Source organism: uncultured Enterovirga sp. (genome assembly GCF_964242715.1).
Taxonomy (GTDB): domain Bacteria; phylum Pseudomonadota; class Alphaproteobacteria; order Rhizobiales; family Beijerinckiaceae; genus Enterovirga.
The window spans coordinates 1-16008 of sequence record NZ_CAXTAZ010000043.1 but is presented as its reverse complement, the minus strand read 5'-3'; the positions used below and the strand labels follow the sequence as shown (position 1 = coordinate 16008).

The 16008-nt window shown below is 69.5% G+C and carries 15 protein-coding genes; 9 read left to right on the top strand and 6 right to left on the bottom strand.

The window, feature by feature from the left end:
• Window positions 1-23 precede the first annotated feature (23 nt).
• Together ACFE87_RS18585 and ACFE87_RS18580 are read left to right on the top strand one after the other, a co-directional pair.
• Entirely contained in the window at window positions 24-857 is an 834-nt protein-coding gene (locus tag ACFE87_RS18585; protein ID WP_375461169.1) for an ABC transporter permease, read from the top strand.
• Window positions 858-859: 2 nt separating this feature from the next.
• Window positions 860-2476 carry an ABC transporter ATP-binding protein gene (locus tag ACFE87_RS18580; protein ID WP_375461141.1) on the top strand — a complete coding sequence of 539 codons (1617 nt, stop codon included), beginning with the start codon at window positions 860-862 and terminating at the stop codon, window positions 2474-2476.
• Window positions 2477-2599: 123 nt separating this feature from the next.
• Here the strand turns inward: ACFE87_RS18580 and ACFE87_RS18575 are convergent, their stop codons facing one another.
• Window positions 2600-4360, bottom strand: coding sequence for an adenylate/guanylate cyclase domain-containing protein (locus tag ACFE87_RS18575; RefSeq protein WP_375461140.1), 1761 nt, complete (start codon window positions 4358-4360; stop codon window positions 2600-2602).
• A 148-nt stretch (window positions 4361-4508) separates the two neighbouring features.
• Between ACFE87_RS18575 and oxlT the strand changes: the two genes are divergently transcribed.
• The gene (gene oxlT / locus ACFE87_RS18570) at window positions 4509-5771 is read left to right on the top strand and encodes an oxalate/formate MFS antiporter (protein WP_375461139.1); all 1263 of its coding nucleotides are present in this window, start codon (window positions 4509-4511) and stop codon (window positions 5769-5771) included.
• Window positions 5772-6221: 450 nt separating this feature from the next.
• On the top strand, window positions 6222-7418 hold the full coding sequence (locus ACFE87_RS18565) for a M20 aminoacylase family protein (protein WP_375461138.1): 1197 nt from the start codon (window positions 6222-6224) through the stop codon (window positions 7416-7418).
• Between the two features lie 13 nt (window positions 7419-7431).
• Here the strand turns inward: ACFE87_RS18565 and ACFE87_RS18560 are convergent, their stop codons facing one another.
• A complete protein-coding gene (locus ACFE87_RS18560; protein WP_375461137.1) occupies window positions 7432-8340 on the bottom strand; it encodes a 2-dehydropantoate 2-reductase in 909 nt (302 codons plus the stop codon).
• A gap of 89 nt (window positions 8341-8429) precedes the next feature.
• On the opposite strand from ACFE87_RS18560, the gene ACFE87_RS18555 reads away from it, so the two are divergent.
• Window positions 8430-9203, top strand: a complete 774-nt coding sequence (locus tag ACFE87_RS18555) for an SDR family NAD(P)-dependent oxidoreductase (protein WP_375461136.1) — start codon at window positions 8430-8432, stop codon at window positions 9201-9203.
• Window positions 9200-9631 (top strand): GtrA family protein, encoded by a 432-nt coding sequence (locus ACFE87_RS18550; RefSeq protein ID WP_375461135.1) that lies wholly within the window; start codon window positions 9200-9202, stop codon window positions 9629-9631. Before ACFE87_RS18555 ends, ACFE87_RS18550 begins: the two co-directional genes overlap by 4 nt.
• On the opposite strand, the gene ACFE87_RS18545 is transcribed toward ACFE87_RS18550, so the two are convergent.
• The 3 genes from ACFE87_RS18545 to carA form a co-directional block, all read right to left on the bottom strand.
• Window positions 9632-10321 (bottom strand): class I SAM-dependent methyltransferase, encoded by a 690-nt coding sequence (locus ACFE87_RS18545; protein ID WP_375461134.1) that lies wholly within the window; start codon window positions 10319-10321, stop codon window positions 9632-9634. It lies immediately after the preceding gene.
• 10 nt (window positions 10322-10331) lie between these two features.
• On the bottom strand, window positions 10332-10715 hold the full coding sequence (locus ACFE87_RS18540; RefSeq protein ID WP_375461133.1) for a hypothetical protein: 384 nt from the start codon (window positions 10713-10715) through the stop codon (window positions 10332-10334).
• A 107-nt stretch (window positions 10716-10822) separates the two neighbouring features.
• Window positions 10823-12073, bottom strand: coding sequence for a glutamine-hydrolyzing carbamoyl-phosphate synthase small subunit (carA, locus tag ACFE87_RS18535; protein WP_375461168.1), 1251 nt, complete (start codon window positions 12071-12073; stop codon window positions 10823-10825).
• Window positions 12074-12193: 120 nt separating this feature from the next.
• Between carA and ACFE87_RS18530 the strand changes: the two genes are divergently transcribed.
• Complete coding sequence (locus ACFE87_RS18530; RefSeq protein ID WP_375461132.1) at window positions 12194-12694, top strand: GatB/YqeY domain-containing protein; 501 nt, start codon at window positions 12194-12196, stop codon at window positions 12692-12694.
• Here ACFE87_RS18530 and ACFE87_RS18525 read toward each other — a convergent pair.
• Window positions 12663-12989, bottom strand: coding sequence for a hypothetical protein (locus ACFE87_RS18525; protein ID WP_375461131.1), 327 nt, complete (start codon window positions 12987-12989; stop codon window positions 12663-12665). The two genes, ACFE87_RS18530 and ACFE87_RS18525, sit on opposite strands and share 32 nt — an antisense overlap.
• Before the next feature lie 99 nt (window positions 12990-13088).
• Here ACFE87_RS18525 and dnaG point away from each other — a divergent pair, with 99 nt between their 5' ends.
• Both dnaG and ACFE87_RS18515 read left to right on the top strand, forming a co-directional pair.
• Window positions 13089-14963 carry a DNA primase gene (dnaG, locus tag ACFE87_RS18520; protein ID WP_375461130.1) on the top strand — a complete coding sequence of 625 codons (1875 nt, stop codon included), beginning with the start codon at window positions 13089-13091 and terminating at the stop codon, window positions 14961-14963.
• Window positions 14964-15235: 272 nt separating this feature from the next.
• The coding region (locus ACFE87_RS18515; protein ID WP_375461129.1) for an RNA polymerase sigma factor region1.1 domain-containing protein at window positions 15236-16008 on the top strand (773 nt) is incomplete at its 3' end.

Sequence of the window (16008 nt, the reverse complement as noted above, 5' to 3'; positions counted from 1 at the left end):
GGGAGAGGCATGCGGCCGGCGCCATGACCTTCCTCCGCCGCTTCGCCCGGCACCGGGGCGCCTTGATCGGGCTCGTGATCCTCCTCCTCATCGTCGCGATCGCGATCGCGGCGCCGCTCCTGTTCCCGCAATCGCCCTGGCGCATGGTGGGCCGGCCCTTCCTCGCGCCCTATGCGCTGGAGCGCTTCCCGCTCGGCACCGACGCGCTCGGCCGCGACGTCGCCTCGGGCCTCATGCACGGCGCCCGCGTGTCCCTGATGATCGGCCTCGTCTCGACCAGCGTGGCGCTCCTGATCGGCGTGCCGCTCGGTGCGCTGGCTGGCTATGCGGGCGGCATCGTCGACGATCTCGCCATGCGGTTCACCGAGCTGTTCCAGACGATCCCGTCCTTCGCGCTCGCGATCGTGCTGGTCGCGATCCTGCAGCCCTCGATCACCTCGATCGTGATCGCGATCGCGCTCGTCTCCTGGCCGCCGGTGACGCGGCTCGTGCGGGGCGAGGTGCTGTCGCTGCGCTCGCGCGACTATGTCCAGGCCGCGATCACGCTCGGCCAGCGCACGCCGCGGATCATCTTCGGGGTGGTGCTGCCGAACACGATCGCGCCGATCATCGTCATGGCCTCGCTGATGATCGCCTCCGCGATCCTGCTCGAATCGGCGCTCTCCTTCCTCGGGCTCGGCGATCCGAACCTGATGACCTGGGGCTATATGGTCGGGGCCGGCCGCACCCGGCTGATCGAGGCCTGGTGGATCTCGTTTTTCCCCGGCCTTGCCATCTTCCTCACGGTGCTGGCCCTGAACCTCGTCGGGGAGGGGCTCTCCGACGCGCTCAACCCGCGGCTCGGCCGCGAAAGGTAACGATGGCGACGCTCGAGATCGACAATCTCTCCCTCTCCCTGCCGGGATCGGGCGACCGCAAGCACGCCGTGGAAGGGCTCTCGCTCCAGGTCGAGAGCGGCGAGACGCTCTGCGTCGTCGGCGAGTCGGGCTCCGGCAAGTCGATGACCGCGCTCGCCGTGATGGGTCTCCTGCCGCGCTCGGTGCGGGCGACCTCCGGGACGATCCGGCTCAACGGGCGCGACCTCCTGGCGCTCTCCGAGCGCGAGATGCGGGACGTCCGCGGCCGGGAGGTCTCGATGATCTTCCAGGAGCCGATGACCTCGCTGAACCCGGTGATGCGGGTCTCCGACCAGATTGTCGAGACGTTCGAAGCGCATGGCGCCCTCGACTCGAAGGGCCGCCGTGAGCGCACGCTCGAACTCATCGCCGAGGTCGGCCTGCCGGACCCGGCGGCGATCGCCCGCGCCTATCCGCACGAATTGTCCGGCGGCCAGCGCCAGCGCGTGATGATCGCGATGGCGCTCGCCATGGAGCCGAAGCTGATCATCGCCGACGAGCCGACGACGGCGCTCGACGTCACCACCCAGGCCCAGATCCTGCGCCTCCTCGACGCGCTCCGGAAGAAGCACGGCACCGCTGTCCTGTTCATCACCCATGATTTCGGGGTCGTGTCCGAGATCGCCGACCGGGTCGCCGTCCTGCAGCATGGCATTTGCGTCGAGGCGGGCACCGCCCAGGACGTGCTCCATCACCCGCAGCACGATTACACGAAGCGGCTGCTCGCGGCCGTGCCCTCGCTCGAGCCGCCGCCGCCGAAGGACCTCGGCGGGGCGGCGCGCGCCTTCGACGTGCAGGGCCTGTCGAAGACCTACCGGGGCCGCGGGCTGTTCCGGCGCGGGCGTGAGGTGCGGGCGGCGGAGGACGTCTCCTTCTCGATCCAGCGCGGCGAAACCCTCGGCCTCGTCGGCGAATCCGGCTCCGGCAAGTCGACGGTCGGCCGCTGCGTCATGCGGCTGACCGAGCCCGACACCGGCACGATCCAGGTCGGCGATGTCTCGATCGGCGGGCTGTCCCAGCGCCAGCTCCGGCCGCTGCGCCGACGCATCCAAATGGTGTTCCAGGACCCGTTCGCCTCGCTGAACCCGCGCCGCACGGTAGGGCGGATCATCGCAGAAGGCCCGATCGCACAGGGCGTGCCCAAGGCCGAGGCGATGGCCAAGGCCCGCAACCTTCTCGACCTCGTCGGCCTCCGGGCCGAGGTCGCCGGCCGCTACCCGCACGAATTCTCAGGCGGGCAGCGCCAGCGCATCGGCATCGCCCGGGCGCTCGCGCTCGAACCCGAGGTCCTGGTCGCGGACGAGCCGGTCTCGGCGCTCGACGTCTCCGTCCAGGCCCAGATCCTGGCGCTGATGCAGGACCTGCAGAAGCGGCTCGGCCTCGCCATCCTGTTCGTGACCCACGATCTGCGCGTCGCGGCCCAGATGTGCGACCGCATCGCCGTGATGCAGAAGGGCAAGATCGTCGAATTGCAGCCAACCGCCGAACTCTTCCGCGATCCGCAGCACGCCTACACGAAGGCGCTCCTCGCCTCGGTGCCGGGTGGGCGGGCGGTTGGGAGCAAGATCGTGGCCGGGTAAGATCGTCATTGCGAGCGTAGCGAAGTAACCCAGGGGGCGTGCGCCGGCCCTGGGTCGCTTCGTCGCTCACGCTGCTGGCAATGACGGTAGGGCATCAGGCGATTCCAAGCCGAGCGACCACCCTCACACCACCTCGAACGCGCTCTCCCGCCAGCGCTGGCTCGCTTTCGCGAGCGGCCGCACCCAGAGCTTCTCGTCGCGCCCGTCGATCGCGGTCTCCTCGCGCGGCAGGTCGGGCTCGATCGCGGCCGCCTCGAACACGGCCTCGGAGATGACGACCTCGACCCCGAAGCGCTTGGTCAGGCCCTGGAGACGAGAGGCGACGTTGACGGGGTCGCCGATGGCCGTGAACACGGCGCGGCCGTTCTCGCGGTCGCCGATCTCGCCCAGCACCGCGATGCCGGCATGGAGGCCGATGCCGAAGCGGATCGGCTCCTCGAGATTGGAGCCGAGCGTCCGGTTCAGCGTGTCGACATTCGCGGCGATGAGATGCAGGGCCTCCAGCCCTTGCCGGGCCGCCTCGGCCGGGCTGCTCTTGAGCCCGAACAGCGCCATCAGGCCGTCCCCTAAAAACTGGTTCGGGACGCCGCCGCTCGCGACGACCGCGCGTCCGACCGCTTCCAGAAAGCGGTTGATCAGGAAGACCGTGTCGTAGGGCAGCCGGCGCTCGGCGAGCCGGGTCGAGCCCCGCATGTCGATGAACATCGCCACGATGAAGCGCTCCTCGCCGAAGGCGCTGGCGTCGAGTTCGCGCATCTTGTCGAGCGTGATGCCGGCGGCGAGCAGCGGGGCCACCATGACGTCGCCATCCGGCCGGAACTGGCAGGCGAGCCGGACGCCGCTCGTCGCCCCGATCCGGTCGAGCACCGCTTGCTCGGCCGCGCCCGGACGGGAGAGTTCGCCTGTCGCGCCGATCACCCGGACGCGGCATGTCGAGCAGCGCCCGCGGCCGCCGCACACGCTCGCATGCGGGATGCGGTGGAGGCGGCTCGCCTCCAGCACGGAGGTGCCGCTCGGGACTCGGGCGAGCTTGCCGTTCGGATAGGTGAAGGAAAGGAGGCCCCGACGCCGCTCGCGGGCGCGCCGGATGCCCCGGGCCAGGAGCGTGAGGCCGACGAGGATGACGTAGCCCGCCGTGATCGCGCTTCGGATCCCGGCGAGTTCCGCGTTCTCCGCCGGCGTGCCGAGGCTCTCCGGACCGAGATGGGCAATGCGCCAGGCCGGATCGGCATAGAGTTCGAGGAAGTCGCGTCCGCCTTGTACGTAGCCCAGGAGCGCCAGGACCGGCACCAGCATTGCGATGCAGAGGAGGGGGGCGGAGATGCGGGGGAAGAACGGCTTCAGCCGGAGCCAGAGATAGATGCCGAGCGCGCCATGCGCCCAGACCACCACCAGCGTCACGGCCTGCAGGATGCCGAAGGACGGCGCATCGACGAAATACTTGTAGAGCTGCTGGGCATAGCCCTTCGACACATTGTGCAGCTCGAAGGCGAAGCGGGTGGCGACGATGTGCTGGACGAGGAGGAGCGGGATCAGGAGCCCGAAGCCGAGCTGCAGCGCCTCCGCCAGCCGGTAGCGGAACGGTCGGCGGCTGTAGAGCGCCCAGAGGCCGAGCGCGAGGTGGATCGTGAAGGCGCCGTAGAGGAGCGTCTTGCCGTAAATGTTCCACCAGGCCCAGCCGGCCCAGCCCAGCCCCCATTCCATCGCCGCGACGGAGATGTTGCCGAGGCTGTGATTGACGAGATGGGTGACGACATAGGCGAGGAGCACGAGCCCGGTCGCGAGCCGGGTCCCCCGCAGGCTGATCCGCATCAGATGGCGGGCGCGGTCGCGACGGTCGGGGATCGCCGGATGGGGCGCCAAGCTCATGGCTGCGAGGTACACGCAAGGGCGTTCATTGTCATCGCAGGCGGGCCTTGTCGGCCGAGGCCGCGCGAACCGGCGCCACCTCACGCCGAAAGAACGACTTTGCCCGAGGGCCTCGGCATATCACTTGCTTCGCGGTGGGCGGTCCCTCTGTCGCGAGCTGTTCATGAGCGCCGTCCACGCCACCTCGATCCCCTCCGCCACGACGAATACCCGCTGGGTTCAGCTCGGACTGGCGCTCGTCGTCATGATGGCGATCTCAAGTCCGCAATATGTGTGGACGCTGTTCACCAAGCCGTTCGGCGAGACGACGGGAGCGTCGCTTCCCGCGCTCCAGATCACCTTCACGCTCGTGATCGTGCTGCAGACCTTCTTCTCGCCCGTCCAGGGCTACCTGATCGAGCGGTTCAGCGCGAAGCTGATGATCGCGCTCGGGGCGGCTCTGTCCGGCCTCGGCTGGGTGCTGTCGGCCTATGCCACGAGCCTGTTCACCCTCTACATGACCTACGGCCTCTTCTGCGGCATCGGCACCGGCATCGTCTATGTCGGCATCATCGGCCTGATGGTGAAGTGGTTTCCGGATCGGCGCGGCTTCGCGGTCGGCCTCGTCGCGGCCGGCTACGGCATGGGCGCGATGCTCACGAGCTTCCCCATCACCTCGATGCTGGAAAGCTCGGGCTACCAGCGCACGCTGATCACCTTCGGGATCATTCTCGGGGCGGTTGGCTTCCTGGCGGCGCTCGGCCTCAGGGCGCCGCTCGCGGGCGAGGCGCCGGAGCGCTCGAGCCTGCTGCCCGTCGCGGGCCGCGACACGAAGCCGGCCGACATGCTGCGCCAGCCGATCTTCTGGCTCATGTTCGCGATGATGACCATGATGTCGACGGGCGGCCTCATGGTGGTGTCGAATTTCGCCAATTTCGCCCGCGACTTCGGCGTTGCCAACGCGCTGGTCTTCGGCCTCGCCGCTCTGCCGCTCGCGCTCACCTTCGACCGCATCATGAACGGCTTCACGCGGCCCTTCTTCGGCTGGGTTTCGGACAATATCGGGCGCGAGAACACGATGACGATCGCCTTCATCCTGGAAGGCATCGCGATCGGGCTCCTGATCTATTTCCGCGAGAACCCGTTCATGTTCGTGTTCCTGTCGGGACTCGTCTTCTTCGGCTGGGGCGAGATCTTCTCGCTCTTCCCGTCGACGCTGACCGACACCTTCGGGACGGAGCACGCGACCACCAATTACGGGTTCCTCTACATCGCCCAGGGAATCGGCTCGATCCTGGGTGGGCCGGTCGCGGCCTTGCTCCGCGAGGTGACCGGCAGCTGGCTGCCGGTCTTCGGCATCGTCATCGTGCTCGATATCCTGACCGGGCTGCTCGCCTATTTCGTCCTCAAGCCGAGCCGGGCGAAGCTGCTCGCCCGCACGGCCTGATCCGGCCGGAGGTGGCGGCTCGCGCCGTCACCTCATTTTCCGAGATGCTTGTCGAAGAAGGTCGCGCTCTCGCCGAAGACCTCGCGGGTTCGGGCGCGGTGTCGTCCCGGATGTGGTGGGCGTGTGACTGGCCTTCATAGACCTGGAGCACCGCCCCGACGCCCGCCTGGCGTAGCTTGCGGTCCACCCGGAGGCGCCTGGGCGAAGGCGGCCGAGGCCGCGAGCGAAGCGCCGAGGGCCAAGCGAGCGCGGCTTGCGTGCCGATCCTCATCATCATCTGTCGTCCTCCCTTGTGTTTGCACGCGTTGGCCCGAAAGCCAGGCGCCCGCGCAAGCGCGAACAGGCGGAGGCCACGCCGACCCCGTCCGGCTGCGCCCGAGCTCTGCACGCCGCGCTCTGGCCGGGGATCGTCGGCTTGGCTAAGGCGATGGGACTCTGACAGGATACGCGATGACCCATCCCCTCCTCGCCGATCTCGAACCGCTTCGCGCCGATCTCACGGCCATCCGGCAGGACATCCACGCTCATCCCGAGATGGGTTTCGAGGAGCGGCGCACGGCGGCGCTCGTGGCTGAGCGGCTGCGCCGGTTCGGGCTCTCCGTCGAGGAGGGAATCGGCGGCACCGGGGTCGTGGCGACCCTGAAAGGCCGGCGGCCGGGCAACCGGGCCATCGCGCTCAGGGCCGACATGGACGCGCTCCAGATCCACGAGCAGACCGGGGTCGCCTACGCCTCCCAGACGCCCGGCACCATGCATGCCTGCGGCCATGACGGCCACACGACCATGCTGCTCGGGGCAGCGGAATTCCTGTCCCGGCAACCCGATTTCGCGGGCGACGTCCATTTCGTCTTCCAGCCGGCCGAGGAAGGCCGCGGCGGCGCGGCCCGCATGATCGAGGACGGGCTGTTCGACCGTTTCCCCTGCGACGCCGTCTACGGCATGCACAACGCGCCCGGGCTGCCGGTCGGGCGTTTTCGGCTGCGCTCGGGCGCCATGATGGCGGCGGTCGATTTCTTCACCGTCACCTTCCGGGGCACGGGCGGCCATGGCGGCTCGACACCCCATCTCGCGACCGACGTCACCATCGCCCAGGCGCATTTCTGCCTCGCGTTGCAGAACGTGATCGGCCGCAATATCGCGGCCGTCGAGACCGCCGTGATCTCGATCGGCTCGATCCAGGGCGGCTCGCCCGTCTCGCCGAACGTGATGCCGGCCGAACTCGTGATCACCGGGACGGCCCGAACCTTCTCGGACGAGACCCAGGCCATCGTCGAGCGTCGCCTAACCGAACTCGCCCATGCCCATGCCGCCGCCCAGGGCTGCAAAGCCGAGGTCGATTACGGGCATTATACCCGGGTGCTGGAGAACGATCCCGACCACGCCCGGCTCGCGGCACGGGCGGCGTCCTCGCTCGTCGGCGAGGAGGCCGTCGACGCCGATGCGCCGCCGATCACCGGGGGCGAGGATTTCGCCGACATGCTCCGGGTCAAGCCCGGCGCCTTCATCTTCATCGGCAACGGCGTGAAGCCGGACGGCTCTTTCCACGCCGTGCACACGCCGCTCTACGATTTCAACGACGACATCCTGACGCTCGGCGCCGGCTATTGGGTGAGCCTCGTGCGCCAGGAACTCGCGGCGGCGGCCTGACGCTGCGATGTCGTCATCTCACGGCGCGGAGCTTCTGGCCGCTCACCGCGCCGAGCAGCGCCAGGAGCGTGCGGTTCACCGGGACCGGGATGCCGTGCCGGTCGGCGGCTCTGACCAGGGCGCCGGTCAGCGCCTCATGTTCGAGCGGGCGACCGGCGAGCCGGTCATACAGCATCGACGTCCCGGCCTCCGGCCCGAAACGGCCGAGGCCGGCATGCGATTGGTCGATCTCCGTCCGGGTCAGCCTGGCGCCCTCGGCCCGGGACACGGCCAGGGCCTCGAGGAGGATCTCGCGGGCGAGGTCCAGGACCGCCGCCTCCTGGAAAACGATGCCGCGACGGAGCGTCAGGGCCGTGATCGCGTTGCCGACGAGATTGTTGCAGAGCTTGCGCCAGGCTGCGGTGACGAAATCCTGTTCCTCCACGATCTCGAATGCCGTGCCGGCGAAGAGCTGCGCGAAACCGGCGCTCGCCTCGCTCGTCGGGACGATCATCCTGGCGGCGCCGTGATGGACGACGTGACCGGGCCGATCGCGCTCGACGCTGCAATAGATGATCGCCGGAACGATCCGGGCGCTGCCCGCGACCGGGCCCGCCCGTTCCACGTGGTCGACGCCGTTCTGCACCACGACCAGCGTCGTGCCGGGTCCGGTGAGGGCCTCGAGCCAGGGCTGCGCTCCCGCCGTGTCCTGAGCCTTGGTGGTGAGGAGGATCCAGCGGACCGGCCGCACCTCGCCCGGGTCGGTCGCGAGCCGGACCTCGACGTCCCGCGTCGTGCCGCCGCTCTCGATCGTGAGCCGATCGAACGGCGTGCGCACGCACAGCGTCACGTCGCGGCCGGCGGTGACCAGTTCGCCGGCCAGATAGCCGCCGATGCCGCCGCTGCCGATGATCGCGACCGCGTCGCGCCCCGTCTCGCTCATTGGGTCTCTCCCGGCCCCGGGATGCACGATCCAGGCGGCCCCGCCGGCTGCATAGACAGCCCCGACCATCTCCGACAGAGGCGCGCCGCATGACGGACCCTCGCTGGACGGTGATCACCGGCGCCTCGAGCGGCATCGGCGCCGAGATGGCGCGGCTCGCGGCGGCTCGCGGCCGCTCGCTCCTCCTCGTCGCGCGCCGGCAGGACCGGCTCGAAGACCTGTCGCGCGAACTCGCGCGGGACGGCATCCGGATCGAGACGCTCGTGCTCGATCTCGAACGGGCGTCCGCTGCCGAGGAGCTCGTTCGGGCGATTGAGGAGCGCGGCATCGAACTCGACACGCTCGTGAACAATGCCGGCTTCGGCCTGCGGGGCGGGTTCGCGACCATGCCCTATGCCGACCAGATCGCGATGGTGGAGCTCAACGTCACGACGCTGACGCGGCTCTGCCGGCTGGTCCTCCCCGGCCTCGTCGCCCGCCGGCGCGGCGGCATCATCAACATCTCGTCGATGGCGGCCTTCCAGCCTATCCCGTTCATGGCCGCCTACGCGGCCACGAAGGCCTATGTGCTGGCCCTATCGGAAGGGCTGCACGAGGAGGTGCGCCGGCACGGGATCGTCGTGACGGCGGTTTGCCCCGGCCCGACCCGGACGGAGTTCACGATCCGGGCCAATCTCGAAAAGTCGAAGTTGTTCTCGACCGGCGCGATGTCGGCCGTGGATGTCGCCCGGATGGCCCTCGACGGCTACGAGGCCGGCCGGGCGGTGGTCGTCACGGGCGCCACGAACCACGTGCTGAAGGCTCTGAGCCTCGCGACGCCCCGGGCGTTGATCCGCAAGGCGGCCGGCTGGATGCAGGGATGAAACAGGGCTGGCTCTCCGCCATCGATGGAGCGCTCCTGGCGCGCCAGTTCCGGACCTTCTTCGGCGTCGGGCTCCTGTCGGCGGGGGTTCATTACGGGCTCCTCCTGAGCCTCGTCGAAGGCTACCGGCTCGACCCGGTGCCGGCGACGCTGACCGGCTACGTCTCGGGGGGCGTCGTGTCGTATCTCCTGAACCGCCGCCTCACCTATCGGAGCGAGAGGCCGCACGCACAAGCGACCTGGCGCTTCGCCCTCGTCTCGGGGATCGGCTTCGGCCTGACCTGGGCCTTCGTCTCGCTCTTCGTGCGGGGTTTCGGGCTCCCCTACCTGCCGGCCCAGCTCGTCACGACCGGGATCGTCCTCTTCTGGAATTTCTCGGCCCACCGGCTCTGGACCTTCCGCGGCCCGCCCGTGCCGCCAATCCCCTAGTCAAACCACCGTGGCCACGAAGGTCATGCGCTCCTGGTTGTGGCCCATGTTGCGCTCGGCGCGGCACGGCTCGAAGCCTCGCTCCGCCAGGAGAGCCAGCATCTCGGCCTCGCCGTATTGCGTAAGGCCGAGCTCGGTCCTGAGCTTCCGGTAGTCGGAGAGCGCGGTGCGGACGAGGCCCAGGAGCGCGGCCTTGAGGAACCCGCCCGTCCAGGCGAAACGCAGCAAAGCCGCGACGTCGTCCAGCGGTCCGGTCTCGGGCGGGATCACGTCGGCGAGGACGAGCCGACCCGAAGGCTTCAGCTTGCTGCGCCAGAGGCCGAGCAGGTCCTGGAACTCCTCCGGCGAGAGATATTGCAGGAGCGAGTTCGCGACGACGAGGTCGAGCGAGTGGTCGGGGAGGTCGTCGGCCTCCTCGGGCGATATCACGTCGATATTGTCGTGGCGGGCGAAGGTCGCCCGCAGGCGCTCGCGCACGAGCGGCGCGCCGTCGCAGAGGATCAGGTGGCGGCAGAAGGCTGAGACCCGGCCCGCCGAGAGCGCTTCCCCGCAGCCGTGATCGAGCACCTCGGCCTCCCGGCCCGGCACAAAGGCCACGATGTCCCGGGCGATCAGCGTGTAGTGGAGCGCCTTGTGCCGCTCGCTGACATAGATCGGCGTGTCGGAATTCCAGTAGTCGCGCCAGCTCATACCGGCGGGGTCAGACCGCGACCGAAACGGCGGCGACGACGCGGTGCAGCGCGAGGCAGAAGACCGCGAAGACAGCCGCGCCCGCGATGGCGAATTCGAGCGCCTGGCTTCGCAGCACCTGCGAGCGGCGGATCAGATCGCCGCCGAACAGGAGGCAGAGCCAGCCGGCCGTCATCAGGAGCGGCAGGCCGAACAGGAAGGCAAACGTGCCTTCCGGGCGAGCGAGCGGATCGATAAGACCCCGGATGTTATGGACCCAGGGCGCCCGCAGTCCGGCGAAGGCGGACGCGATCCAGACGAGCCCGAGCGCGATGCCGAAATGCTCGAGGAAGAGGCGGTGCAGGCGCGAGAATTCGTCGGACGGGCCCGCATTCCGCGCCAGCAGCTTCTGCATGTCCCGCCCCCGCGCGAATCGACGCCGCAGCGTCGTTCGCCGTCGTTGAGCGAGGGTTAACGGGCGGTCCGAGCCCGGGCAATCGGACAAAAACGCCGCTGCACGAACTAAACGGCCGGTGTTGCCTTCGCGCCCTTCTCCATCATCTGGATGAAGCGATCGAACAGGTAATGGCTGTCGCGCGGACCGGGCGAAGCCTCCGGGTGGTACTGGACGGAGAAGGCCGGCCGGTCGGTCAGCTCTATGCCGCAATTCGTGCCGTCGAAGAGCGAGACGTGGGTCTGCGTCGCGTGGCCGGGCAGGCTCGCGGGGTCGACCGCGAAGCCGTGGTTCATCGAGACGATCTCGACCTTGCCGGTCGTGTTGTCGCGCACCGGATGGTTCGCGCCGTGATGGCCCTGATGCATCTTCACGGTGCGGCCGCCGAGCGCGAGCCCCATCAGCTGGTGGCCGAGGCAGATGCCGAAGGTCGGCACCTTGCGGTCGAGGATCTCTCGGATCACCGGCACGGCGTAGGCGGCGGTGGCTGCCGGATCGCCCGGGCCGTTCGAGAGGAAGACCCCGTCGGGCCGCAGCGCCAGGATCTGGTCGGCACTCGCCGTCGCCGGGACGATCGTGACCTTGCAGCCCGACCGCGTCAGGAGACGCAATATGTTGACCTTGATGCCGTAATCGATGGCGACGACGTGGAAGCGCCCGCCCTCCGGGGTCCCGTGACCACGCCCCAGCTCCCAGACGCCTTCGGTCCAGTTGCCCTCGGCATCCCGCGTCACCATCGGGACGAGGTCGAGTCCCTCCATCGAGGGCAGCTCCGAGGCCCGCGCGGCCAGCCCCTCGCGGTCGAACAGGCCCGCCGGATCATGCGCGATCACGGCATTCGGCATGCCGCCCTCCCGGATCAACGCCGTCAGCGCACGGGTGTCGACGCCCGTGATGCCGACGATGCCGTGCGCCCGAAGCCAGCTGTCGAGCGAGCGGGTCGCGCGCCAGTTCGCCGGCTCGGTCGTGGAGGCGGCGAGGACGAGGCCGCGCACGCCGGACGGGCGCTCGAGCACGGCCGTCTCGACGTCCTCCTCGTTCGTGCCGACATTGCCGATATGCGGGAAGGTGAAGGTGACGACCTGCCCGGCATAGGACGGGTCGGTCAGGATCTCCTGGTAGCCCGTCATCGAGGTGTTGAAACAGACCTCGCCGGCCGCTTCCCCGACCGCCCCGATGCCGGCGCCCTCGATCACGGTCCCGTCCGCGAGAACCAGGAGAGCCGTCGCGCGCGGTTCCACCCAGCCGGCCGGTTCGGCCGCCGGCTCCTGCCGGCCGGCAGCGTTCTGCGGGCCCGAGCCCGAGGCGTGTTGCAGCATGGGAATGATCCGGGCTATGGCGCGCCATCCAGACAGGGGCGGATGGCCGTCGCGACGCGACATCTATGTCCGCGACCGCAGGCCGTCAACGAAACGGCCCCGCCCATGACGAGTCCTGCCATGACCTTGCGCGAACGCTTCACCGACGAGATCAAGACCGCGATGAAGGCCGGCAACAAACCGCGCGTCTCGACCATCCGCATGATCCAGGCGGCGCTCAAGGACAAGGACATCGAGGCCCGCGGCGGCGGCAAGGGACCGATCCCGGACGACGAGATCCTGGCGCTCCTCCAGAAGATGCTGAAGCAGCGCGGGGAATCGATCACGATCTACGAGCAGAACGCCCGTCCCGAACTGGCCGCGGGTGAGCGAGAGGAGCAGGGCATCATCTCGGAATTCCTGCCGCAGCCGCTCGGCGAGGCCGAGACGGCCGCCGCGATCGAGGCCGCCGTCGCATCGACCGGCGCAGCCTCGGTCAAGGACATGGGCAAGGTCATCGCGCTCCTGCGGGCCGAGCATGCCGGCCGGATGGATTTCGGCAAGGTCAGCGGCCTGGTGAAGGCGCGGCTCGGCGGGCGGCTGATCGCCTTTACGAGCAGGCGTGCCGGGCGGCCTGGATGACCAGGATCCGGCCGCGGCGGTCCTCGTTCCAGTCGATGCGCGTCTCGGAATAGCAGGGCAGGTTGTCCGGCCGGTCGATCGCCGAATAGCGCCGGCCGGTCGGATCGGCGAGGAGCACGAAGCCCTGCGCGGCGAGCTCGGTCCGGAGCCGGCTGCCGAGGGAGCCCGGCGGATAGCGCGTCGCGATCCGGGCCTTGAAGCGGGCATCCCCGCCGGGCTCCGCGATCGGCCGGAAGGACGGCGCGCAGGCCGGGAGGGTCGCGAGCAGGACGGCGAGGGCGGCAAGGCGGCGCATGGAATCTCCGCGCGTAAGAGCCCGAGCATAACCGAAGCGCCCCGGCGGGCGAACCGGATGGTCCACCCGGTCCCGCCTTCATGCTAGTCTGGCGCGATCGTGCGCTACCCGCCCCACATCCTCGAAGAGATCCGCGCCCGGCTACCGGTGTCGGCGGTCGTCGGCCGCAAGGTTCGCCTGAAGAAGGCCGGACGGGAATGGCGCGGGCTGTCGCCCTTCAATGCCGAGAAGACGCCCTCCTTCTACTGCAACGACCAGAAGCAGTTCTATCACTGCTTCTCGTCCGGCAAGCATGGCGACATCTTCACCTTCCTGATGGAGACGGAGGGCCTGGCCTTTCCGGAAGCCGTGGAGCGGCTCGCCGGCGAGGCGGGCGTCGACCTCCCGACGGCGACGCCGGAGATCGCCGCGCAGGAAAAGCGCCACCGCTCGCTGCACGAAGTCATGGAACTCGCCTGCGCCTGGTTCGAGGCCGGCCTGCAGCGGCCCGTTGGCCGGGCGGCGCGCGACTATCTCGAACGGCGCGGCATCGGGGAGGAGGCGCAGCGCAGGTTTCGGATCGGCTACGCCCCGGGCGAGCGCTACGGCCTCCGCGACCACCTCGCCGGACGGGACGTCGAGCCCGCTCTGATGGGCGAGGCCGGGCTCATCGTCACGGGCGAGGACATCCCGGTCCCCTACGATCGCTTCCGCGACCGGATCATCTTCCCGATCGAGGATACGCGCGGCCGCGTCATCGCCTTCGGCGGCCGCGCGATGAGCCCGGACGTCCCGGCGAAGTATCTCAACTCGCCGGATACGCCGCTCTTCAACAAGGGCCGCGGCCTCTACAACCTGAACCGGGCGCGGAAGGGCGCCCATGACCTGGGTTCGGTCGTCGTGGTCGAGGGTTACGTGGACGTGATCGCGCTCGACATGGCCGGCCTCACGCATGCCGTGGCCCCGCTCGGCACCGCCCTCACCGAGGATCAGCTGGCCTTGCTCTGGCGGGTCGCCGACGAGCCGATCCTGTGTTTCGACGGCGACAAGGCCGGCCAGCGGGCGGCGCATCGGGCCGTGTCGGTGTCGCTGCCGCTGCTCGCGGCCGGGAAGTCGCTGCGTTTCGCCCTGCTCCCCGAGGGACAGGACCCGGACGACCTCGTCCGGGCGGGCGGACGCGGGGCGATGGATGCGGTGCTGGGCGCGGCACGCCCGCTTGTGGACATGCTGTGGGCCCGCGAGGCCGAGGCCGCCCCCGCCGACACGCCCGAGCGCCGGGCCGCCTTCGCGGTCCGGCTGCGCGAGGCCGTAGCCACGATCCGCGACGAGTCGCTTCGACGCTTCTATCGGGACGAGATCGAGACCCGCCTTCGAGAGAGCCGGCGCGGGGCCGAGGACAGGTCCGGGGGCTTTCGCGAGTGGAAGAAGGGCGGAGATCGCCTCGCTACGCCGACCGGCTATCTGTCGCGGCCGCTCGCCTCGGTGAGTTCGAACCTCGTCGCGCGCTTCGCCGGCTCGGCCGGCACGGCTCCGGCCCGCGAGGCGCTGATCGCCGCAGCCCTGATGGCACATCCGGAACTGCTCCAGGCCGAGGCCGATCTGCTGGCCACGCTCGACATCTCCGACCGCGACGCGCGCTCCGTCTGCGACCTCCTCCTCGACTGCGCCCTCCAGGGCGAGCCGCTCGACGTCGCCACCCTCGAAGCCCGGGCCGAGAGGGCCGGGCACGGCCCGAGCCTCATCCGTTTGCGAAGTCGCGTCCGAGCGGGAGACCGCTGGATGCTCGCCGAGACGGCCGACCCGCTGCGGCTCCTCGACGCGTTGCGGCAGGCCTTCACCTTGCAAAGAAGGTCTCGGACGCTAAATAGCGAGAGACGGGCGGCCGAGCTGGCTTTGGCGGAAGACGCCAGCGAGGCCAATTGGACCTGGCTTCAGGAGGTCAACGCGGAGCTCCAGTCCCTCGATGGGACGGAGGCCGAGCGCGGGGCTGCCTAGCTGGGCCGACCGGCACGACGATCCGAGTGCGTCAGCGGCGGGGCGCGAGGATCGCGATCGGGAATGTCCCTCGGGAGCCGGCAGGCTCCGGACGGCGAAATTCCGATGGTTAACGGTTGATCAACTCGGATCGCCGTCTAAGGAATGACGTTTGCGGGTGGCAGGCGCGGAGGCAGCCTCGCTGCCCTTCTCGCGTTAACGCGCGGTTCGGGCCCGGCGATCGCGCGGTCCGGCTCGCCACGGCGGCTCGCCGTCGAGACACAAGGCTGACCATGGCGACCAAGACGACGGAACGGGACGAAGCCGAGACGGTGACCGAGCAGCAGAGCGACGGCCCGCTTCTCGATCTCACGGATCAGGGCGTCCGGCGGATGATCAAGGCCGCCAAGAAGCGCGGCTACGTCACCCATGAGGAGCTGAACGAGGTCCTGCCCTCCGATCAGGTCGATCCCGACAAGATCGAGGACATCCTGTCGATGCTCTCCGAGATGGGCGTCAACGTCGTCGAATCGGAAGAGGCCGAGGAAGGCCGCAAGGAGGCCGAGCCGGCCGCCGACGACGACGAGGCCGAAGGCACCGAGGTGGCCGAGATCGCGCCGGCGCGCGCCGTCGCGGTTCGTCCGGACGCGCCCGTCAAGGAGCCGACCGACCGGACCGACGACCCGGTCCGGATGTATCTGCGCGAGATGGGCTCGGTCGAGCTCCTGTCCCGCGAGGGCGAGATCGCGATCGCGAAGCGCATCGAGGCCGGGCGCGAAGCGATGATCGCGGGCCTCTGCGAGAGCCCGCTCACCTTCCAGGCCATCATCATCTGGCGCGACGAACTCGAGGAGGGCCGCGTCCTCCTGCGCGACATCATCGACCTTGAGGCGACCTATGCCGGCCCGGACGGCAAGAACGCGCCGAAGGATGGCGAGGCCGCCGAGGCTCTTGAGGCCGACGCCGAGCCCGAGGGGCCCCGTCCGCCCGAGAGCGATCTCGACGACGACGACATGGAGAACAACGTCTCGCTCTCGGCCATGGAAGCCGAGATCAAGCCGCGCGT